The following is a 24,086-nucleotide window of genomic DNA, read 5'->3' as shown; positions in this document are numbered from 1 at the left end:
CCCGGACCTTCCGGTCGCGCCGCCGATCAGCAAGGACCCCACACATGAATGCCGCAGACGCCCAGAAACTTTCCCGCCGTTTCATCGAGTTGCCCCTGGACAAGCGTCGCTTGTTCCTCGAAGGGATGCGACGCGAGGGTATCGATTTCGCGCAGTTGCCCATGTCGTCCTGTGTCGGCCTGAGCGAGCGCGACGGCCTGTCCTACGCCCAGCAGCGCATGTGGTTCCTCTGGCAGCTGGAACCCCACAGTGCCGCCTACAACCTGCCGATGGCCGTGCGCCTGGAAGGTGAGCTGCAGGTCCAGGCGCTGGAGCGGGCCTTCACCTTGCTGGTCGGCCGCCACGAATGCCTGCGCACCACCTTCGCCCAGGACGGCGAGCGCGCCGTGCAGCGGGTAGCCGAGCCAACGCAGGTAGGCATCCAGCTGTTCGACCTGGCCGATCTGCCCGAAGCCACGCGCTGGGAGCGCGCACACCAGCAGATGGCGGCCCAGGCGACCCAGGCCTTCGACCTTGAGCGCGGGCCGCTGTTCGGCATCGCCCTGCTGCGCCTGGCGCCCCAGGAGCATGTGCTGCTGCTGACCCTGCATCACATCATCGCCGACGGCTGGTCGATGAACGTCCTGATCGACGAGTTCATGCGCAGCTACGACGCCCTGGTGGCGGGGCGCGAGCCTGCACTGGCGGAAATCAAGGTGCACTACCGTGACTACGCACTGTGGCAGCGCAGCTGGCTGGAGGCTGGTGAGCGCGAGCGCCAGCTGGACTACTGGCGCGAGCAGCTGGGCGACGAGCACCCGTTGCTGGAGCTGCCGACCGACCGGCCTTATCCGGCCCAGCCCAGCCACCTGGGCGAGCGCCTGGAGCTGGTGCTCGACGCTGGCCTGCGCGAAGATCTCAAGCAACTGGCTCAGCAGCACGGCGTGACCCTGTCCACGGTGCTGCTGGCGGTGTTCAAGACCCTGCTGTACCGCTACAGCGGGCAGGCCGACATCCGCGTCGGCGGCCTGATCGCCAACCGCAACCGCAGCGAAACCGAGGGGCTGGTCGGCTTCTTCGTCAATACCCAGGTGCTGCGCAGCCAGTTCAGCGCGCAGACGCCGTTCAGCGACCTGCTGCGCAGCCTGCACCAGGCCTCGGTCGGTGCCCAGGCGCACCAGGACCTGCCGTTCGACGCGCTGATCGAAGCCCTGCAGCCCCAGCGCAGCCAAAGCCACACGCCGCTGTTCCAGGTGATGTTCAACCACCAGCCGCTGGTCACCGACCTCAAGGATGTGCGCCTGGACTGCGGCCTGCGCGTGGGCTACCTGAGCGCCGAGCAACTGGCCGGCAGCCGCCGCCAGCATGCGGCCACCAGTGACCTGATGCTCGATACCCGCGAGGAGGGCGAGCAGGTGTTCGCCGCCTTCACCTATGCCACCGATATCTTCGATGAAACCACCATCAGTGCCCTGGCCGGGCACTGGCGCAACCTGCTGCGCGCGGTGTGCAACGATCCGCGCCAGCGCCTGGGCGAGCTGCCGATGCTGGCCGAGGTCGAGCGCCAGGCGTTGCTGTGCCCGGTGGCCGATGTGGCGCCGTGGGAGCCGGTGCAGCGCCTGTTCGAAACCCAGGCCGCGCGCAGCGGCGAGGCCCTGGCGCTGATCCTGGCCAATGGCGCCGAGGCGCCGTCGATGCGCTATGCCGAGCTCAACACCCGGAGCAATCGCCTGGCCCATTTCCTGCGTCGCCAGGGCGTTGGCCCCGACAGCCTGGTCGGCGTGGCCCTGGATCGCTCGCTGGACCTGGCCGTGGCCCTGCTGGCCGTGCTCAAGGCCGGTGGCGCCTATGTGCCGCTGGACCTGCAGGCCCCATCCGAGCGCCTGGACCACGTACTCGAGGACAGCGGCCTGCAGTGGCTGTTGAGCACTTCCGGGCAGTTGCCCGGCTTGCCGGCGCGGGAGGCAGTGCGTTGCCTGTGCCTGGACCAGCTGGCACTGGCGGACGAGCCGGCCGCTGACCTGCCGCTGACCGTCGTGCCCGATAACCTGGCCTATGTGATCTACACCTCCGGCTCCACCGGCCGGCCCAAGGGCGTGGCGATCAGCCACGGCGCCTTGAGCGAGTTCATCGCCCGCGCCATCGACTACAGCGACCTGCGCGAAGGCGACCGGGTGCTGCAGTTCGCCACCAGCAGCTTCGATGGTTTCGTCGAGCAGTTCTTCCCGCCGCTGTGCCATGGCGCCTGCGTGGTGCTGCGCGATACCCGCCTGTGGGACAGCGCCGCCCTGCACGAAGTGCTGATCGAGCACGGCGTGACTCTCGCCGACCTGCCGGCCGCCTACTGGTACTGGCTGGTGCAGGACTTCGCCGCGCGTCCGCCGGCCAGCTACGGCGCGCTGCGCCAGATCCACGTCGGCGGCGAGGCAATGGCGGTGGACGGGTTGCGCCTGTGGCAACTGGCAGGGCTGGGCCATGTGCGGCTGCTCAACACCTATGGTCCGACCGAGGCCACGGTGGTTTCGACCATTCACGACTGCACCGGGCTCGGCCACGAGGCGGTGTCCTGGCGTGGCATCCCCATTGGCCAGGGTCTGGCGCAGCGTCGCCTGTACATCCTCGATGATGACCTCGAACTGCTGCCCCAGGGCGCGGTGGGTGAGTTGTACATCGGCGGCCCGGGCCTGGCCCGTGGCTACCACGGCCAGCCGTCACTGACTGCCCAGCGCTTCGTCGCCGATCCGTTCGCCCAGGGCGAACGCCTGTACCGCACCGGCGACCGCGCGCGCCTGGGCAGCGATGGCGCCATCGAATACATCGGCCGCGTCGATCACCAGGTCAAGGTGCGCGGTTTCCGCATTGAACTCGGCGAGATCGAGGCGCGCCTGCAACAGTGCCCGGGGGTTCGCGAAGCGGTGGTGCTGGCCTTGCCGATGACCGGCGGCCTGCAACTGGTTGCCTATGTGGTGCCTGACGCCGCCGAACAGGATGCCGCCGAACAGGCGCGCTTGCGCCAGCAGGTACGCAGCCTGCTCAAGGCCCGCCTGCCCGAGTACATGGTGCCCGGCCACCTGCTGCTGTTGCCGCGCCTGCCCCTCACGCCCAGCGGCAAGCTGGACCGCAAAGCCCTGCCGGCGCCGGACCCTAGTGCGCTGCAGGCCGAGTACCGGGCGCCGCAGAGCGCCGTCGAGCAACAACTGGCGCAGATCTGGATGCAGGTGCTGAACGTGCCGAAGGTTGGCCTGGACGATCACTTCTTCGAACTCGGCGGGCACTCGTTGCTGGCCGCCCAGGTGCTGGCGCGGATCAAGGATCAGCTGGGCCTGGTGCTGCCGTTGCGCAGCCTGTTCGAACAACCGGCGCTGGGTGACCTGGCCGCCGAGCTGGCGCGGCTGCAGGGCGGCGATACGGATGATGACTGGGCGGATATGGACGCGTTCCTGGGTTCCTTGGAAGGGGTTGAGGCATGAGTGGCAACATGGCGGTACGCATTGCGAAACGGTTCGTCAGCCTGCCCCTGGAGCAGCGCCGGCAGTTCCTCGCCAAGCTGCGTGAGGACGGCAAGGACTTCAGCCTGTTGCCGGTGGTCGAGTCACGGCACGACTTCGCCAGCATCCCCTTGTCCTTCGCCCAGCAGCGCCTGCTGTTCCTCTGGCAGCTGGAGCCGCACAGCGCGGCGTACAACATGGCTGCTGGCCTGCGCCTGAGCGGCCGGCTTGATGTGTCAGCACTGCAGCGCTCATTCGACTACCTGGCGACGCGCCACGAGGCGCTGCGCACGGTGTTCCAGATCGAGGGCGAACAGCCGTGCCAGGTGATCCTCGATCATCTGGCCGTGCCCCTGGAACAGGTCGACCTCACCGCCATCGCCACTGACCAGCGTGAGGCCGAGCTGGCCACGCGGGTGCGCGAGGCCAGTCACCAGCCGTTCGACCTGCTGCACGGCCCGCTGCTGCGTGCCACCCTGTACCGGCTGGCGGCCGAGGACTATGTGCTGCTGGTGTGCATGCACCACATCGTCTCCGACGGCTGGTCGATGGATGTGATGGTCAAGGAGTTCGTGCACAGCTACCAGGCGTTCAGCCAGGGCCAGGCGCCGCAGTTGCCGGCGCTGGCGGTGCAGTACGCCGACTACGCCATCTGGCAGCGCAGCTGGCTGGAGGCCGGGGAGGGCGAGCGCCAGCTCGACTACTGGCGCCAGCAGCTGGGCGAGGAGCAACCGCTGCTGGAGGTCGCCGCGGACTACCCGCGTCCACTGACCCAGAGCTTCGATGGCCAGACCCTGGGCTTCGACTTTGGCGTCGAGCTGTCCCGACGCCTGGGCGGCTATGCCCGCGCGCAGGGCATGACCCTGTTCATGCTGGTGCTGACCGGTTTCTCGCTGTTCCTGTCGCGCCAGGCCGGGCAGCGCGATATCCGCATCGGCGTGCCCAACGCCAACCGCGGCCGTGCCGAGGTCGAGGGGTTGATCGGCTTCTTCGTCAACACCCAGGTGCTGCGCTGCCAGGTGGACGAGCGCCTGAGCTTCGATGACCTGCTGGCCCAGGTGCGCGAAGCGGTGCTCGGCGCCCAGGCGCATCAGGAACTGCCGTTCGAGCAACTGGTGGACGCATTGGTGCCGGAGCGCAACCTCGGCCACAACCCGCTGTTCCAGGTCAAGTTCAACCAGAACGTCGGCATGCAGCGCCAACGCTCGCTGGCCTTGCCGGGCCTGAGTGTCGCCGAGTACCCGCTGGACAAGGTCGGCACCCACTTCGACCTGGCGCTGGACATCACCGACGACGGTCAGTTGATCCATGGCGAAATGACCTTCGCCAGCGACCTCTACCAGCGTTCGACCGTAGAGGCCTTCATTCCGGCCTTCATCGAGTTGCTGGGCCAACTGCTCGACGCCCCGCAGTTGCCGCTGCACCGCCTGGCCGCGCCGCTGCGCAGCGAGCAGGCGCCGCAGCGTGAGGTGCCGGCGCTGGTGCTGGAACACTGGCAGCAGCAGGTGCACCGGCAGCCCGAGGCGCTTGCCGCTTGCAGCCTTGAGCACAGCCTGAGCTTCGCCGCCCTGGACCAGGCCGCCAACCGCCTGGCCCATCACCTGCAACAGCAGGGTGTGGTCAGCGGCCAACCGGTCGTGGTGCTGATGGAACGTTCGCTGGACTGGCTGACCTGCATGCTTGGCATCCTCAAGGCTGGCGCCGTGTACATGCCGCTGGACACCAAGGCGCCTGAAACGCGCCTGCGGCAGATGCTCGACGCCGCGCAAGCCAAGGTGCTGCTGTGCGCCGCCGGCGATGCGCGACTGGCCAGCCTGGCCGCCGCCGATCGCCTGACCTTGGCCTATGTCCCCGAACAATGGCAGGACCTGCCGGCCAACGCGCCGGCGCTCACACTGTGGGCCGAATCGCCGGCCTACGTGATCCACACCTCCGGCTCCACTGGTCAGCCGAAGGGCGTACTGGTCAGCCATGGCGCCCTGGCCAGCTACGTCGCCGGCCTGCTCGAACGCCTGGCGCCTGCGCCGGGGGCGAGCATGGCGCTGGTCTCGACCATCGCCGCCGACCTGGGCCACACCGTGCTGTTCGGTGCCCTGTGTTCCGGACGCCTGCTGCATGTACTGCCCGAGGCGCTGGGCTTCGACCCGGACGCCTTCGCCCGCTACATGGCCGAACACCAGGTCGGTGTGCTGAAGATCGTCCCCGGCCACCTGGCGGCGTTGCTGCAAGCCGGCAACCCCGCCGATGTGCTGCCCGAGCATGCACTGATCGTCGGTGGCGAGGCCTGCACGCCAGCCCTGGTGGAGCAGGTACGCCGGCTCAAGCCGGGCTGCCGCCTGATCAACCACTATGGCCCGAGCGAGACCACGGTCGGCGTGCTGACCCATGAAGTGGCCGCGCTCGCCGAGGGCGCCCGTGCCGTGCCGGTGGGCGAGCCCTTGCCGGGCACCCATGTGCTGCTGCTCGACGATGTGCTCAACCCGGTGGCCGACCAGGTCGCCGGTGAGCTGTACATCGGTGGCGCCAGCGTGGCACAGGGTTACCTGGGCCAGCCGGGCCTGACCGCCGAACGCTTCCTGCCGGACCCGACGCGGCCTGGCCAGCGCCTGTACCGCAGCGGCGACCGGGTACGGCGCAATCGTTCCGGCCAAGTGGAATTCATCGGTCGCGCCGACGACCAGGTCAAGGTGCGCGGTTATCGCGTCGAGCCGGCCGAGGTGGCACGGGTACTGCGAGGGCTGGACGGGGTCGCCGAAGCGGTGGTCCTGGCGCAGCCGGTGGAAGGCGACGAAAGCCGTCTGCAGCTGGTCGGCTGGTGCGTGGGCCAGGGGCTGCAGGGTGAAGCCTTGCGCCAGCAACTGCAGGATCGGCTGCCGGACTACATGGTGCCGGCGCAGGTCCTGGTCCTTGACCGCCTGCCGCTGACCGCCAACGGCAAGCTGGACAAGCGCGCCTTGCCGGCGCCGGGTGTCGCCCGGCGTCAGTACACCGCGCCGGTCGGCGAGATCGAAGAGGCCCTGGCGGCCATCTGGGCCGAGGTGCTCAAGCTCGACCAGGTCGGCAGCACCGACAACTTCTTCGAGCTCGGCGGCGACTCGATCCTCAGCCTGCAGATCATCGCCCGGGCCAAGCGCCAGGGCATCAAGCTCAGCCCCAAGCAGCTGTTCGAGAAGCAGACCATCGGCCAGCTGGCGGCGGTGGCCAAGCGCATTGAGAAAAAGGCCGTGGCGGTGGAGCAGGTCAGTGGTTCGATGCCATTGCTGCCGATCCAGGCACGCTTCTTCGAAACCGCTATCCCCGAGCGCCAGCACTGGAACCAGGCCCTGCTGCTCAAACCGACCCAGGCCCTTGGCGCTGACCACCTGCAAGGCGCATTGCAGGCGCTGGTCGCTCAGCACGACGCCTTGCGCCTGCGCTTCACCCAGGGCGAGGCCTGGCAGGCCGAATTCCAGCCCACCAAGGCCGACGATATCCTCTGGGTTCGTCAACTGAGTGACCTGGCCGAGCTGCCGGCGTTGGCCGATCAGGCCCAGCGCAGCCTCGACCTGGCCCAGGGGCCGCTGCTGCGGGCGCTGCTGGTAGAACTGCCCGAGGGCCAGCAGCGCTTGCTGCTGGTGATCCACCACCTGGTGGTCGACGGTGTGTCCTGGCGGGTACTGCTGGAAGACCTGCAACTGGCCTACACGGCCCTGGCCGCCGGCAAGGCCGTGACGCTGGCAGCCAAGAGCAGCTCGCTCAAGGCCTGGGCCGAGCGCCTTGGCGCCTATGCCCGCAGCCCGGAACTGCTGGCCGAGGCCGAACACTGGCTGCGCGGCCTTGAAGCCGCTGGCGGCGAGTTGCCCCGCGATAACCCGGCGGGCGCCCAGACCAATCGTCACGTCGCCCATGCCTCGTCACGCCTGGACGCCACGCTGACCCGCAAACTACTGCAAGTGGCGCCCGCCGCCTACCGCACCCAGGTCAACGACCTGCTGCTGGCGGCCTTGTCACGGGTACTGTGCGACTGGACCCGAGAGGATTCGGTACTGATCCAGCTCGAAGGCCATGGCCGCGAAGACCTGTTCCCGGAGCTGGACCTCAGCCGCACCCTGGGCTGGTTCAGCAGCCTGTTCCCGGTACGCCTGACGCCGGCCCAAGGGCTTGGCGAGGGGCTGTGCGCAATCAAGGAACAACTGCGTTCGGTGCCGAACAAAGGCATCGGCTATGGTGTGCTGCGCTATCTCGGCGAGCCCGATCTGCGCGAGCGTCTGGCGGCATTGCCGCAGCCACGGGTGACCTTCAACTACCTGGGCCAGTTCGACGGCAGCTTCGCAGAGGTTGAAGGTGCCCTGTTCACCCCGGCCAGCGAGGGCAGTGGCGCCACACAGGGCCTGGACAGCCCACTGGGCAACTGGCTCGGCATCAACGGCCAGGTCTACCAGGGCGAGCTGGAGCTGGACTGGAGTTTCAGCCGCGAGGTCTTCCATCCAGAGACCATCGAGGCCCTGGCGCGCCGCTACGAGCAGGTGCTTGCCGAATTGGTCGAGCATTGCGCCCAGGCGCCGCACCAGGGCGTCACGCCATCGGACTTCCCGCTGGCCGAGCTGACCCAGGCGCAACTGGACAGCCTGCCGCTGGCGGCCGGGGACATCGAAGACCTCTATCCGCTGTCGCCGATGCAGCAGGGCATGCTGTTCCATAGCCTCTACGAGCAGGACGCGGGCAACTACATCAACCAGTTGCGCGTGAACGTGCAGGGGCTGGACGTGTCGCGCTTCCGCGCGGCCTGGCAGGCGGTGCTGGATAATCACGAAGTGCTGCGCAGCTGCTTCCCGCAGGACCTGCCGTTGCCTGTGCAAGTGGTACGGCGCCAGGTGCAGGTGCCGTTCGTCGAGCTCGACCAAGCCCATGATCCGCACGCAGTGGCCCAGGCCGAGCGCCAGGCCGGCTTCGATCTGGCCAGCGGCCCGCTGCTGCGCCTGACATTGATCCGCACGGCTGACGGCGGCCATCACCTGATCTACACCAGCCACCATATCCTGATGGACGGCTGGAGCAGCTCACGCCTGCTCGGCGAGGTGCTGCAGCGTTACAGCGGCGTCGCCCCGAGCGCCAGGACCAGCCGCTACCGCGACTATATCCAGTGGCTGCAAGGCCAGGACCAGCAGGCCAGCGAAACCTTCTGGCGTGCCCAGGTGGCCGAGCTGGACGAGCCAACGCGACTGGTACAGGCGTTCAAGTCCTCGGCCCAGGGACAAGGCCATGGCAGCCTGGCGCTGCGCTTCGAGCCGCAACAGACCCAGCAGTTGGCGGACTTCGCCCGGGAACAGCGGGTTACCCTCAACACCCTGGTCCAGGCCGCGTGGCTGTTGCTGTTGCAGCGCTACACCGGCCAGGCCAGCGTGACCTTCGGCGCCACCGTGGCCGGCCGCCCGGCGGAGCTCGCGGGCGTCGAGGAGCAGCTGGGGTTGTTCATCAACACCTTGCCGGTGGTCGCCAGCCCACGCCCGGAACAGACCGTCGGCGACTGGGTGCAGCAGGTGCAGGCGCTGAACCTGGCTCTGCGCGAGCACGAACACACGCCGTTGTACGAGATCCAGCGCTGGGCCGGCTGGAGCGGCGAAGCACTGTTCGACAACATTCTGGTATTCGAGAACTACCCGGTTGCCGAGGCGCTGCAACAGGGCGCGCCGCAAGGCCTGCAGTTCGGCGAGGTGCAGAACCAGGAACAGACCAACTACCCGTTGACCCTGGTGGTACAGGTGGGTGAGCGCCTGGAGGCGAGCTTCAGTTTTGATCGCCAGTGCTTCAGCGAGCTGGCCATCGACCAGTTGGCGGGGCACTTCCAGCACCTGCTCGCGCAGTTGGCGGCTGATGGTCGGCGTGCCCTGGGTGCGCTTAGCCTGCCGGTGGAAGACCAGCAGGTGGTTGCCAGCTATCCAACTACGGCTTGCACCCAGGAGCTGATCGAAGCGCAGGCGGCACGCACACCTGAAGCGATCGCCGTGACCTTCGCCGGCCAGGCGCTGAGCTACGACCAGCTCAACCGCCGCGCCAACCGCCTGGCGCACAAGCTGCGCGCGCAGGGCGTGGGGCCGGATGTGCTGGTGGGCATCGCGGTGGAGCGCGGTTTCGAGATGATCGTCGGCCTGCTGGCGATCCTCAAGGCCGGTGGCGCCTATGTGCCGCTGGATCCGGAGTATCCGCAGGACCGCCTGGGCTACATGATGGAAGACAGCGGCATTCAGTTGCTGCTGACTCAAGGCCATTTGCTGGCCGGCCTGCCGGTGCCGGCGCACGTACGCAGCCTGTCTCTCGAAGATGATCTGGCTGGCTACAGCGACGAAAACCCCGAGCACCTGACCCAGCCGGACAACCTGGCCTATGTGATCTACACCTCGGGCTCGACCGGCAAACCGAAAGGCACGCTGCTGCCGCACCACAACCTGCTGCGCCTGTTCAAGGCCACCGATGCCTGGTTTGGTTTCGGTGCACAGGATGTGTGGACGCTGTTCCACTCGTACGCCTTCGACTTCTCGGTGTGGGAGATCTTCGGTGCGTTGCTGCACGGCGGTCGCCTGGTGATCGTGCCGCGTGAAGTGACCCGTTCGCCGGAGGACTTCCACCAGTTGCTGGTGGAGCAGGGCGTGACGGTGCTGAACCAGACCCCATCGGCGTTCAAGCCGCTGATGCGCGTGGCTTGCGACAGCACTACCGACCTTTCGCTGCGCTACGTGATTTTCGGCGGCGAAGCCCTGGATGTGGCTGCACTGCAACCGTGGTTCGAGCGTTTCGGCGAGGGTTGCGACAACCTGATCAACATGTACGGCATCACCGAGACCACGGTGCACGTGACCTACCGGCCGATCCGCTTCGCCGACACGCAACAGGCGGGCAGCCCGATCGGTGCGGCAATTCCGGACCTGTCGATGTACGTGCTGGACGCCGATTTCAACCCGGTGGCCAAGGGCTGCACCGGCGAGCTGCATGTCGGCCACGCCGGCCTGGCGCGCGGTTACCACAACCGCGCCTCGCTGACCGCCGAACGTTTCGTGCCGGACCCGTTCTCCAGTGAAGGCGGGCGCCTGTACCGCACCGGCGACCTGGCGCGTTACCGCGAACAGGGCATGATCGAGTACGTGGGCCGGATCGACCATCAGGTGAAGATCCGTGGCTTCCGTATCGAGCTGGGCGAGATCGAAGCACGCCTGCAAGAACATGCAGCAGTGCGGGAAGTGCTGGTGCTGGATATCGACGGGGCAGGAGGCAAGCAACTGGCCGCCTACCTGATCGCCCAGGATGCGAAGGCAGACCACGCAGTCCTGCGCGACACGCTGAAACAGCACCTGAAAGCCAACCTGCCGGACTACATGGTGCCGACGCATTTCCTGGTGCTGGACCAGTGGCCATTGACCGCCAACGGCAAGCTGGACCGCAAGGCCCTGCCCAAGCCGGATGCCAGCCAGCTGCAACAAGGCTACGTGGCCCCACGCACGGCGCTGGAGCAGCAACTGGCGGCGATCTGGGCCGAGGTGCTGAAAGTCGAGCAGGTGGGCTTGCACGACAACTTCTTCGAGCTCGGCGGCCACTCGTTGCTGGCCACCCAGGTCACCTCGCGAATTCGCCAGCGCCTGAATGTGGAAGTGTCGCTGCGCAGCCTGTTCGAATCCGCCGACCTGCAGGCCTTCGCCCAGGCCGCTGGCGAAGGCGCGGCCAGCCAGGCGCCGGCGTTCAGCGTCGTGGACCGCAACCAGCCGCTGGCCTTGTCCTACGCCCAGCAACGCCAGTGGTTCCTCTGGCAGCTGGAACCGGGCAGTGCCGCCTACAACATCCCGTCGGCCCTGCGCTTGAAGGGCGAACTGGATATCGAGGCACTGCGCAGCAGCTTCGCCGCGCTGGTCGCCCGCCACGAAACCCTGCGCACCACCTTCCGCCAGCAGGGCGACAGTGCCGAGCAGGTGGTGCATGCGCGTCTGCAAACGCCGCTGGACATCACCACGGCGGCCCTGGACGAAGCCGGCGTGCAGGCCTGGGTCGAGACCCAGGTGCGCCAGCCGTTCGACCTGCAACACGGCCCGTTGCTGCGCGCCCGCCTGCTGCGCCTGGGCGCCGACGAGCATGTGCTGGTACTGGTGCTGCACCATATCGTTGCTGACGGCTGGTCGATGCCGATCCTGGTCGACGAACTTGTGCGCGGCTATGAAAGCCACCTGCAAGGCCAGGCCCCGCAACTGCCGGCGCTGGCCTTCCAGTACGCCGACTACGCGGCCTGGCAGCGCCAGTGGATGGAAGCCGGCGAACAACAGCGCCAGCTCGACTACTGGCAGGCGCGCCTGGGCAGCACCCAGCCGATCCTCGAACTGGCCACCGATCGCCCGCGCCCTGTGGTGCAGCAATATGAGGGTGCGCGCCTGCCGGTGGACCTTGAGCCAAGCCTGGTTGCCCAGCTCAAGACGCTGGCCGGGCAGCATGACGTGACCCTGTTCATGCTCCTGCTGGCCTCGTTCCAGGCCTTGCTGCATCGCCACAGCGGCCAGTCGGACATCCGTGTCGGCGTGCCGGTGGCCAACCGCACCCGGGCCGAGACCGAAGGCCTGATCGGCTTCTTCGTCAACACCCAGGTGCTGGATGCGCGCTTCCAACCGCAGCTTCGTTTCGACGAATTGCTGCAACAGGTCAAGCACACCGCCCTGGGCGCCCAGGCACATCAGGAGCTGCCCTTCGAGCAATTGGTCGAAGCCCTGCAGCCCGAGCGCAGCCTGAGCCACAGCCCGCTGTTCCAGGTGATGTTCAACCACCAGACCCAGGTGCTGGGTGAATCCCGCGTACTTGCGGGCCTCAGCCTGCAGGGGCTGGTGTCGGACAAGCAGACCGCGCAGTTCGACCTGACCCTGGACACTGCCGAACACGAAGGCGGCCTGAGCGCGACCCTGACCTACGCCACCAGCCTGTTCGAGCCGGCGACCGTGGCGCGCATGGCCGAGCACTGGCGCAACCTGTTGCAGGGCATCTGCCAGGACGCCGGGCAGCGCGTCGCCGAACTGCCGTTGCTGAGCCGCGAGGAGCGCGAGCGCACCCTGTACGCCTGGAACGACAGCGCCGCCGACTACCCGCGCGGACAGACCGTCCAGCAACTGATCGAAGCGCAGGCCGCCCGCACACCGCAGGCCGTCGCCGCAGTGCTGGGCGAGCAGTCGCTGAGCTACGCGCAACTGAACCAGCGCGCCAACGCCCTGGCCCACCACCTGCGCAGCTTGGGCGTCGGCCCCGATGTGCTGGTGGGGATCGCGATGGAGCGCAGCCTGGACATGCTTGTCGGCCTGCTGGCGGTGCTCAAGGCCGGTGGCGCCTACGTGCCGCTGGACCCGCAGTTCCCCGAGGACCGCCTGGCCTACATGATGGAGGACAGCGGCATCGCGCTGCTGCTGACCCAGAGCCCCCTGCTGCAACGCCTGCCGATCCCGCCGCAGGTGCGCAGCCTGTGCCTGGACCAGGCGCTGCCGGGCGAGTACAGCCAGGACAACCCGCGCCCGCTGGCGCACCCGGAAAACCTCGCCTATGTGATCTACACCTCCGGCTCCACCGGCAAGCCCAAGGGCGTGACCATCCGCCACGACGCGCTGGTCAACTTCCTCTGCAGCATGGCGCGCCAGCCGGGTATCGATGCTCATGACAAGGTGCTGTCGCTGACCTCGCTGTCGTTCGACATCGCCGGCCTTGAGCTGTACCTGCCGTTGCTGCGCGGAGCCTGCGTGGTGCTGCTGGGCGAGCAGGTGAACAAGGACCCGCAGGCGTTGCTGGCGGTGATCCAGGCCCGGGCGGTCAGCGTCGTCCAGGCCACCCCGTCGACCTGGCGCATGCTGCTGGACGCCGCGGCGCCCGGCGCCTTTGCCGGCAAGAAGGTGCTGTGCGGCGGCGAGGCACTGAGCGCCGAGCTGGCCCAGCGCTTGATCGCCCAGGCCGGGCATGTGTGGAACGTCTACGGCCCGACCGAGACCACCATCTGGTCGGCCTGCCATTACCTGACCGACAGCGACGACGTGTGGCTGGGACGGCCGCTGGCCAACACCCGCCTGCACGTGCTCAGCGACGAGCTCGACGTGCTGCCGCAAGGGGCGCGTGGCGAGTTGCTGATCGGCGGCGACGGCTTGGCGCGGGGCTACCACAACCGCCCGGGCCTGACCGCCGAGCGTTTCGTGCCGGACCCATTCGCCAGCGAGCCGGGCGCGCGCCTGTATCGCACCGGCGACCTGACCCGCTACCGCGAGGACGGGGTGATCGAGTACGTCGGGCGCCTGGACCACCAGGTGAAGATCCGTGGCTTCCGTATCGAACTGGGCGAAATCGAGGAGCGCCTGCTGTTGCACCCGGCGATCCGCGAGGCCGCGGTGATCGATATCGATGGCCCGGCCGGCAAGCAATTGGCGGCCTACCTGGTGCTGCACGATGCGCAGCAAAGCGTGGAAGCGCTGCGCGGCGAGCTGCGTGCGCACCTGAAAGCCGGCCTGCCGGACTACATGGTGCCGAGCCATCTGGTAGGCCTGGCGCGCATGCCGCAGACCCCCAACGGCAAGCTCGACCGCAAGGCCCTGCCGCTGCCGGATGCCAGCCAGTTGCAGGCAGCCCACGTGGCACCGGTCACGGAGCTGGAGCGCAAGCTGGCGGCGATCTGGGCCGAGGTGCTGCAGGTCGAGCGGGTGGGCCTGCAGGACAACTTCTTCGACCTCGGCGGGCACTCGCTGCTGATCGTCCAGGTGATCGGCCGGGTGCGCGAGCAACTGGGCGTCGACCTGAGCCTCAACGAGCTGTTCGAGCAGGCCACGCTGGCCGACTTCAGCCAGGTGGTGGAGCGCAAGTCGGGGCAGGTCGCCAACGCCCATGACGAGCTGACTAAATCCTTGGAGGCCTTGAAACGTCTTACTGCACAGGAAATAGATAATCTGATCGCTTAGCGGGAGACATTCAAAGTGCAAGAGCTGCTCGACTCCGTAAAGTCGCTGTCCACCAGGGAGCGCAAGGCATTGGCAGCCTTGCTCAAGCGCCAGGGTGTCAACCTCTACGGGGTCACCCCGATCTTCAGAAGGGACTCGGCGGACGGGGCAGCGCTTTCCTATGCACAACAGCGCCAGTGGTTCCTCTGGCAGCTCGACCCGCACAGCGCCGCCTATAACATCCCGGCGGCGCTGCGGCTCAAGGGCGCGCTGGATGTCGAGGCGTTGCAGCGCAGCTTCGACAGCCTGGTGGCGCGCCACGAAACCCTGCGCACCACCTTCCGCCAGGAAGGTGACGGCGCGCTGCAGATCGTCCATCCGCCAATGCCCGTGGCGCTGGCGGTGGAGCCCTTCGTGCCTGCGGATTCGACGGATCTGCAGGCAGCCATCCGCGCGCGCGTGGAGGCCGAGGTGCAGCAGTCGTTCGACCTGGAGCATGGTCCGTTGCTGCGGGTCAGGCTGCTGGTGCTGGGGCCTGAAGAGCATGTGCTGATCCTGACTGTGCACCATATCGTTTCCGATGGCTGGTCCACGCCGATCCTGGTGGACGAGCTGATCCGCCTGTACGAAGGCTTGCGCCTGGGCTCGCCGGTAACCCTGGCCGAGCTGCCGATCCAGTACGCCGACTACGCCCTGTGGCAGCGCGACTGGATGGAGGCGGGCGAGCAGGAGCGTCAGCTCGGTTACTGGCGCGAGCAGCTGGCGGGCGAGCAGCCGCTGCTGGAACTGCCTGTCGACCGCCCGCGGCCGTCGGTGCAGAACTTCCAGGGCGCACGCCTGGCCATCGATATCGATGCCTCCCTGGCGCAGGGGCTCAAGGCCCTGGCGCGCCAGCAGGGGGTAACCCTGTTCATGCTGTTGCTGGCCTCCTTCCAGACCCTGCTGCATCGCTACAGCGGGCAGGCCGACATCCGTGTCGGCGTGCCGGTGGCCAACCGTACCCGTGCCGAAACCCAAGGGCTGATCGGCTTCTTTGTCAACACCCAGGTGCTCAAGGCCGAGTTCGCGCCGCAGACCACCTTCGCCGCGTTGCTGCAGCAGGTGCGTGAAACCTCGCTGCAGGCCCAGGCGCACCAGGACCTGCCGTTCGAGCAACTGGTCGAGGCGCTGCAGCCCGAACGCAGCATGAGCCACAACCCGCTGTTCCAGGTGCTGTTCAACCACCAGGCCGAAAGCCCGGGCATGGTCCGTGAGCTGGGCGGGTTGCAGGTCGAGGGATTGAGCTGGGAAGGGCAGACCACCCAGTTCGACCTGATCCTCAACACGGCCGAGCACGAGGGTGGGCTGATTGCGGCGTTCACCTACGCCACCTCGCTGTTCGATGCGGCCACGGTCGAGCGCATCGGCCGGCATTGGCGCAACCTGCTGCAGGGCATCTGCGCGGATCACGCCCAGCGCGTGGCACAGTTGCCGTTGCTCGATGCGGCTGAGCTGGGGGCATGGACGGCTGATGTGCGGTGCTACCCGAGCACCGAGTGCGCCCATGCGCTGATCGAGCAGCAGGCGGCGCGCACACCCGAGGCGATCGCCGCGACCTTCGCCGGGCAGGCGCTGAGCTACGAGCAGCTCAACCGCCGCGCCAACCGCCTTGCGCACAAGCTGCGCGCGCAGGGCGTGGGGCCGGATGTGCTGGTAGGCATCGCCGTGGAGCGCGGTTTCGAGATGATCGTCGGCCTGCTGGCGATCCTCAAGGCCGGGGGCGCCTATGTGCCGCTGGACCCGGAATACCCGCAGGACCGCCTGAGCTACATGATGGAAGACAGCGGCATTCAGTTGCTGCTGACTCAAGGCCATTTGCTGGCCGATCTGCCCGTGCCGGCGCACGTGTGCAGCCTGAAGCTGGAAGATGATCTCACCGGCTACAGTGACGAAAACCCCGAGCACCTGACCCGGCCAGACAACCTGGCCTATGTGATCTACACCTCGGGCTCGACCGGCAAGCCGAAAGGCACGCTGCTGCCGCACCACAACCTGCTGCGCCTGTTCAAAGCCACCGATGCCTGGTTCGGCTTCGGCCCGCAGGATGTGTGGACGCTGTTCCACTCGTACGCCTTCGATTTCTCGGTGTGGGAGATCTTCGGTGCGCTGCTGCATGGCGGCCGCCTGGTGATCGTCCCGCGTGAAACCACCCGTTCCCCGGAAGACTTCCACCAGTTGCTGGTGGAGCAGGGCGTGACCGTGCTGAACCAGACCCCGTCGGCATTCAAACCGCTGATGCGCGTGGCCTGTGACAGTGCATCCGACCTTTCGCTGCGCTACGTGATCTTCGGCGGCGAAGCCCTGGATGTGGCCGCGTTGCAACCGTGGTTCGAGCGCTTCGGCGAGGGCTGCGACAACCTGATCAACATGTACGGCATTACCGAGACCACGGTGCACGTGACCTACCGGCCGATCCGCTTCGCTGACACGCAACAGGCGGGCAGCCCGATCGGTGCAGCGATTCCGGACCTGTCGATGTACGTGCTGGACGCCGACTTCAACCCGGTGGCCAAGGGCTGCACCGGCGAGCTGCATGTCGGCCACGCCGGCCTGGCACGCGGTTACCACAACCGCGCCTCGCTGACTGCCGAGCGCTTCGTGCCGGACCCGTTCTCCAGCGAAGGCGGGCGCCTGTACCGCACCGGCGACCTGGCGCGTTACCGCGAGCAGGGCGTGATCGAGTACGTGGGCCGGATCGACCATCAGGTGAAGATCCGTGGCTTCCGTATCGAGCTGGGTGAGATCGAAGCACGCCTGCAAGAACATGCAGCAGTGCGGGAAGTGCTGGTGCTGGATATCGACGGGGCAGGGGGCAAGCAACTGGCCGCCTACCTGATCGCTCAAGATCCATCAGCCGACCATGCAACCCTGCGCGACACGCTGAAGCAGCACCTCAAAGCCAACCTGCCGGACTACATGGTGCCGACGCACTTCCTGGTCTTGGACCAGTGGCCACTGACCGCCAACGGCAAGCTGGACCGCAAGGCCCTGCCCAAGCCGGACGCCAGTCAGTTGCAACAAGGCTACGTGGCCCCGCGCACGGCGCTGGAGCAGCAACTGGCGGCGATCTGGGCCGAGGTGCTCAAGGTCGAGCAGGTGGGCCTGCACGACAACTTCTTCGAGCTCGGCGGCCACTCGTTGCTGGCTACCCAGGTCACCTCGCGCATCCGCCAGCGCCTGGACCTGGAAGTCCCGCTGCGCAGCTTGTTCGAATCCGCCGACCTGCAAGCCTTCGCCCAGGCCGCCGGCCAAGGCGCGGCCAGCCAGGCACCAGCTTTCAGTGTCGTTGACCGCAACCAGCCGCTGGCCTTGTCCTACGCCCAGCAACGCCAGTGGTTCCTCTGGCAGCTGGAACCGGCCAGCGCCGCCTACAACATCCCTTCGGCCCTGCGCCTGAAGGGCGAGCTGGACATTGAGGCACTGCGCAGCAGCTTCGCCGCGCTGATCGCCCGCCATGAGACCCTGCGTACTACCTTCCATCAGGAAGGTGAACAGGCCTGGCAACGCATCCATGCCGCAGGTGACTTCGACCTGCCGGTCGAGACGGTGGCAAGCGAGGCGCTGCAGGCGCGAGTTGCGCAGGAGACCGCGCAGCCGTTCGACCTGGAGCACGGCCCGTTGCTGCGCGCCCGCCTGCTGCGCCTGGCCGCCGACGAGCATGTGCTGGTACTGACCCTGCACCATATCGTCGCCGATGGTTGGTCGATGCCGATCATGGTCGATGAAGTGGTGCGTCTGTATGCCGGTTACCGTCAGGGCGCCGAGGCGCAGCTGCCGGCCCTGGCGTTCCAGTACGCCGATTATGCCGCCTGGCAGCGCCAGTGGATGGCGGCGGGCGAGCAGGCGCGCCAGCTCGACTACTGGTGCCAGCAACTGGGCGACGAGCAACCGGTGCTGGAGTTGCCTGCCGACCGCCCACGCCCGTTGCAGCTGAGTCATGCCGGGGCACGCCTGGATATCCACCTGGAGCCGGAGCTTGCCGAGGCGCTGAAAGCCACCGCACGGCAACAGGGCGTGACCCTGTTCATGCTGTTGCTGGCCTCGTTCCAGGTGCTGCTGCACCGCCTCAGTGGTCAATCGCAGGTGCGCGTCGGCGTCCCGGTCGCCAACCGCAACCGTGCCGAGACCGAAGGCCTGATCGGCTTCTTCGTCAACACCCAGGTGCTCAAGGCTGAGTTCGCGCCGCAGACCACCTTCGCCGGATTGCTGCAACAGGTCCGGCACACCGCCGTGCAGGCCCAGGCGCACCAGGACCTGCCGTTCGAGCAACTGGTCGAGGCGCTGCAGCCCGAACGCAGCCTGAGCCACAGCCCACTGTTCCAGGTGCTGTTCAACCACAAGGCGGAAAACTCCGGCATGGCCCAGGAACTGGCCGGGCTGCGGATCGAGGGGCTGGGTTGGGAAGATCGCAGCACCCAGTTCGACCTGGTCCTGAACACGGTCGAGCACGACGCGGGGTTGAACGCCATCCTGACCTACGCCACTGCATTGTTCGATCCGGCCACTGCCGAGCGTCTGGGTAGGTACTGGCGCAATTTGTTGCAGGGCATCTGCCAGGACAGCGCCCAACGCGTGGCGCAGTTGCCATTGCTCGATGCGCTCGAGTTGGAGGAGTGGCAAGCGAATGTACAGCGTTACCCAAGCACCGAGTGCGCTCACGCGCTGATCGAGCAGCAGGCGGCGCGTACGCCTGAAGCGATCGCCGTGACCTTTGCCGGGCAGGCGCTGAGCTACGACCAGCTCAACCGCCGTGCCAGCCGCCTGGCACACAAGCTGCGCGCGCAGGGCGTGGGGCCGGATGTGCTGGTAGGCATCGCCGTGGAGCGCGGTTTCGAGATGATCGTCGGCCTGCTGGCGATCCTCAAGGCCGGGGGCGCCTATGTGCCGCTGGACCCGGAATACCCGCAGGACCGCCTGAGCTACATGATGGAAGACAGCGGCATTCAGTTGCTGCTGACTCAAGGCCATTTGCTGGCCGATCTGCCCGTGCCGGCGCACGTGTGCAGCCTGTCTCTCGAAGATGATCTGGCTGGCTACAGCGACGAAAACCCCGAGCACCTGACCCAGCCGGACAACCTGGCCTATGTGATCTACACCTCGGGCTCGACCGGCAAGCCGAAAGGCACGCTGCTGCCGCACCACAACCTGCTGCGCCTGTTCAAAGCCACCGATGCCTGGTTCGGCTTCGGCCCGCAGGATGTGTGGACGCTGTTCCACTCGTACGCCTTCGATTTCTCGGTGTGGGAGATCTTCGGTGCGCTGCTGCATGGCGGCCGCCTGGTGATCGTCCCGCGTGAAACCACCCGTTCCCCGGAAGACTTCCACCAGTTGCTGGTGGAGCAGGGCGTGACCGTGCTGAACCAGACCCCGTCGGCATTCAAACCGCTGATGCGCGTGGCCTGTGACAGTGCATCCGACCTTTCGCTGCGCTACGTGATCTTCGGCGGCGAAGCCCTGGATGTGGCCGCGTTGCAACCGTGGTTCGAGCGCTTCGGCGAGGGCTGCGACAACCTGATCAACATGTACGGCATTACCGAGACCACGGTGCACGTGACCTACCGGCCGATCCGCTTCGCTGACACGCAACAGGCGGGCAGCCCGATCGGTGCAGCGATTCCGGACCTGTCGATGTACGTGCTGGACGCCGACTTCAACCCGGTGGCCAAGGGCTGCACCGGCGAGCTGCATGTCGGCCACGCCGGCCTGGCACGCGGTTACCACAACCGCGCCTCGCTGACTGCCGAGCGCTTCGTGCCGGACCCGTTCTCCAGCGAAGGCGGGCGCCTGTACCGCACCGGCGACCTGGCGCGTTACCGCGAGCAGGGCGTGATCGAGTACGTGGGCCGGATCGACCATCAGGTGAAGATCCGTGGCTTCCGTATCGAGCTGGGTGAGATCGAAGCACGCCTGCAAGAACATGCAGCAGTGCGGGAAGTGCTGGTGCTGGATATCGACGGGGCAGGGGGCAAGCAACTGGCCGCCTACCTGATCGCTCAAGATCCATCAGCCGACCATGCAACCCTGCGCGACACGCTGAAGCAGCACCTCAAAGCCAACCTGCCGGACTACATGGTGCCGACGCACTTCCTGGTCTTGGACCAGTGGCCACTGACCGCCAACGGCAAGCTGGACCGCAAGGCCCTGCCCAAGCCGGACGCCAGTCAGTTGCAACAAGGCTACGTGGCCCCGCGCACGGCGCTGGAGCAGCAACTGGCGGCGATCTGGGCCGAGGTGCTCAAGGTCGAGCAGGTGGGCCTGCACGACAACTTCTTCGAGCTCGGCGGCCACTCGTTGCTGGCTACCCAGGTCACCTCGCGCATCCGCCAGCGCCTGGACCTGGAAGTCCCGCTGCGCAGCCTGTTCGAATCCGCCGACCTGCAGGCCTTCGCCCAGGCCGCAGGCGAGGGTGCGGCCAGCCAGGCCCCCGCCATTACCGTGGCGAATCGCAACCAGCCGCTGGTGCTGTCGTACGCCCAGCAGCGTCAGTGGTTCCTCTGGCAACTGGAGCCGGATAGCGCCGCCTATCACATCCCTGCAGCCTTGCAACTGAAGGGGCGGCTGAACCCCGAAGCGTTGCGTCAGGCCTTCGAGAGCCTGATCGCTCGCCATGAGAGCCTGCGCACCACCTTCGATCAGCAAGGTGGCGAGGCGCAGCAGCGTATCCACGCGCCCGCGACGTTCACCCTGGTCATGGAATCGCTGCAGGACACCTCCACCGAGGCGGTCCGCGAGCGCGTGGCTCGTGAGATCCAGCGCCCGTTCGACCTGACCCAGGGGCCGCTGCTGCGAGTACGCCTGTTGCGCCTGGCCGAGGACGATCACGTGCTGGTGCTGACCCTGCATCACATCGTCGCCGATGGCTGGTCGATGCCGATCATGGTCGATGAAGTGGTCGACGCCTACCTGGCCTTGAGCCAGGGCCGGCAACCCGAACAGCCGGCCTTGCCGGTGCAGTACGCCGACTATGCCGTCTGGCAGCGCCAGTGGATGGAGGCCGGCGAGCAGGCCCGCCAGCTGGACTACTGGCTGGCGCAGCTGGGCGGCGAGCACTATGTGCTGCAACTGCCCACCGATCATCCACGGCCCACTGTGCAAAGCCACGCCGGTCGCAGCCTCGCCATCGAGGTACCGGCGCCGCTGGTCCAGGCTTTGAAGGCGCAGGCGCGCCAGCAAGGGGTGACGCTGTTCATGCTGCTGCTGGCTTCGTTCCAGAGCTTGCTGCACCGCCAGACCGGGCAGGCCGACATCCGTGTCGGCGTGCCGATCGCCAACCGCACCCGGGCTGAGACCGAAGGCTTGATCGGCTTCTTCGTCAACACCCAGGTGCTCAAGGCGCAGTTCGAGCTGCACACGACCTTCAGCGCGTTGCTGCAACAGGTCAAGCACGCCGCCTTGCAGGCCCAGGCGCACCAGGATCTGCCGTTCGAGCAACTGGTCGAAGCGCTGCAGCCGGAGCGCAGCCTGAGCCACAACCCGCTGTTCCAGGTGATGTTCAACCACCAGGCCCAACGCTCGGACCAGGGGCGCGAACTGCCTGGGCTGAGCATCGAAGGCCTGAGCTGGGGCAACCCCACGGCGCACCTCGACCTTGCCCTGGATACTTTCGAAAGCGAGGACGGCCTCGGCGCGACCCTGACCTACGTCAGCGACCTGTTCGAGCACGCCACCATCGAGCGCATGGCCGCGCACTGGCTCAACCTGTTGCAGGCAGTCAGCACCCAGCCTGCCCAGCGGATCGTCGAGCTGCCGCTGCTCGATGAGGCGCAGCGCCAGGTCATCCTCGGGCAGTGGAGCCGCCACGAGGCGGTCTACCCTGACCAGCGCACCGTGCAGCAGCTGATCGCCGACCAGGCCGCGCGTACCCCGCACGCCACGGCGCTGATCTGCGAAGGGCAGCAGCTCACCTACCAGGCCCTGGACCTGCGCGCCAACCAGCTGGCCCATTGCCTGCGCGAGGCGGGCATCGGCCCGGACGTACGCGTGGGCATCGCCCTGCCGCGCAGCCTGGACATGGTGGTCGGCCTGCTGGGCGTGCTCAAGGCCGGCGGCGCCTATGTGCCGCTGGACCCCGACTACCCGCACGAGCGCCTGGCCTACATGATGGAGGACAGCGGCATTGCCCTGTTGCTTGGCCACAGCGCCCAGTTGCAAGCCCTGGCGGTGGCACCGCAGGTGCGCAGCCTGTGCCTGGACAGCGAGCCGCTCGATGCCTGGCCGAGCCATGCGCTGCCGGCGCTGGGCGACCCCGACAACCTGGCGTACATCATGTACACCTCCGGCTCCACCGGGCGCCCCAAGGGCGTCGGCATCAGCGCTGCGGCGCTGAGCCGACATGCCCATGTCGCCCAGGGTTTCTGCGGCCTGTCGGCGGCCGACCGGGTGCTGCAGTTCTCCACCTTCAACTTCGACGCCTTCGTCGAGCAGCTCTACCCGGCGCTGATCTGCGGCGCCAGCGTGGTGCTGCGCGGCCCGACGCTGTGGGACAGCGAGACCTTCTACCGTGAAGTGGTGACCCAGGGCATCACCTTCGCCGACCTGCCGACCGCCTACTGGTATCTGCTGGCCAAGGACTTCGCGGCCAAGGGGCCGCGCGACTATGGTTCGCTGCGGCGCATCCACATGGGGGGCGAGGCCATGGCCGCCGATGGCGTGCTGGCCTGGCAACAGGCCGGGCTAGGCCATGTGCGGCTGCTCAACACCTACGGGCCGACCGAGGCCACCGTCAGCGTCATGAGCCACGACTGCAGCGCCTATGTCACCGGCGAGCAACCCCTGCCGGTGCAGATCCCGATCGGCAAGGCCCTGGGCGGTCGCTCGATCCACCTGGTGGACGCCGATGCCGACCTGGCCCTGCCGGGCGCCATCGGTGAACTGCTGGTCGGTGGCGAGCTGCTCGCCCGCGGCTATCACAATCGTCCGGGGCTGACCGCCGAACGCTTCATCCCCGACCCGTTCGCGACAACGCCGGGCGGGCGCCTGTACCGCACCGGCGACCTGGCACGCTATCGCGAGCACGGCGTGGTGGAGTACGCCGGGCGTATCGACCATCAGGTGAAGATTCGCGGCTTCCGTATCGAGCTGGGCGAAATCGAGGCGCGCCTGCGCGAGCACCCGGCGGTGCGCGAGGTACTGGTGGTCGATATCGATGGCCCCGGCGGCAAGCAACTGGCGGCCTACCTGGTACCCAACACCATGCCCGAGGCCGAGGACGCCCTGCGCGCCGAGCTGAAGGCGCACCTGGGCGCCAGCCTGCCGGACTACATGGTGCCGATGTACCTGGTGCTGCTCGAACGCATGCCGTTGCTGCCCAACGGCAAGCTCGACCGCAAGGCACTGCCGGCCCCCGATACCCGCCAGTCGCAGCCGGCCTACGTGGCCCCGGTCAGTGAACTGGAACAGCAGTTGGCGGCGCTCTGGGCCGAGGTGCTGCAGGTCGAGCGGGTGGGCCTGGGCGATGACTTCTTCGAGCTGGGCGGGCACTCGCTGCTGGCGGCCCAGCTGATTTCCAAGATCAACTCGGGCCTGGGCATCGACATCCCCCTGCGCCTGCTATTCGAGAAACCGCAATTGAATGATTTTGCCCAGGCCTGTGCCAGCACCGGCTTGTCGTTGAGCGAGGACGGCTTGTCCGATATCGAAAGAATGATGAATGAAATGGCGGGCGTCTGAG

3 protein-coding genes are annotated in these 24,086 nt (G+C 67.3%); all 3 read left to right on the top strand.

Features of this window, described 5'->3' with window-relative positions:
* The first annotated feature begins 44 nt into the window (after window positions 1-44).
* From ACZ9C1_RS07985 to ACZ9C1_RS07975, 3 genes are read left to right on the top strand one after another with little or no spacing between them, the layout of a single operon-like run.
* Complete coding sequence (locus ACZ9C1_RS07985) at window positions 45-3,449, top strand: amino acid adenylation domain-containing protein (protein WP_476253847.1); 3,405 nt, start codon at window positions 45-47, stop codon at window positions 3,447-3,449.
* Complete coding sequence (locus ACZ9C1_RS07980) at window positions 3,446-14,398, top strand: amino acid adenylation domain-containing protein (RefSeq protein ID WP_476253846.1); 10,953 nt, start codon at window positions 3,446-3,448, stop codon at window positions 14,396-14,398. Before ACZ9C1_RS07985 ends, ACZ9C1_RS07980 begins: the two co-directional genes overlap by 4 nt.
* 24 nt (window positions 14,399-14,422) lie before the next feature.
* Window positions 14,423-24,085, top strand: coding sequence for an amino acid adenylation domain-containing protein (locus tag ACZ9C1_RS07975; RefSeq protein ID WP_476254565.1), 9,663 nt, complete (start codon window positions 14,423-14,425; stop codon window positions 24,083-24,085).
* Window position 24,086 lies beyond the last annotated feature (1 nt).

The sequence above is a fragment of the Pseudomonas sp. TE21435 genome (assembly GCF_056279265.1).
Note: the sequence above shows the minus strand (reverse complement) of the source record. Positions and strands in the feature narration are given on the sequence as shown.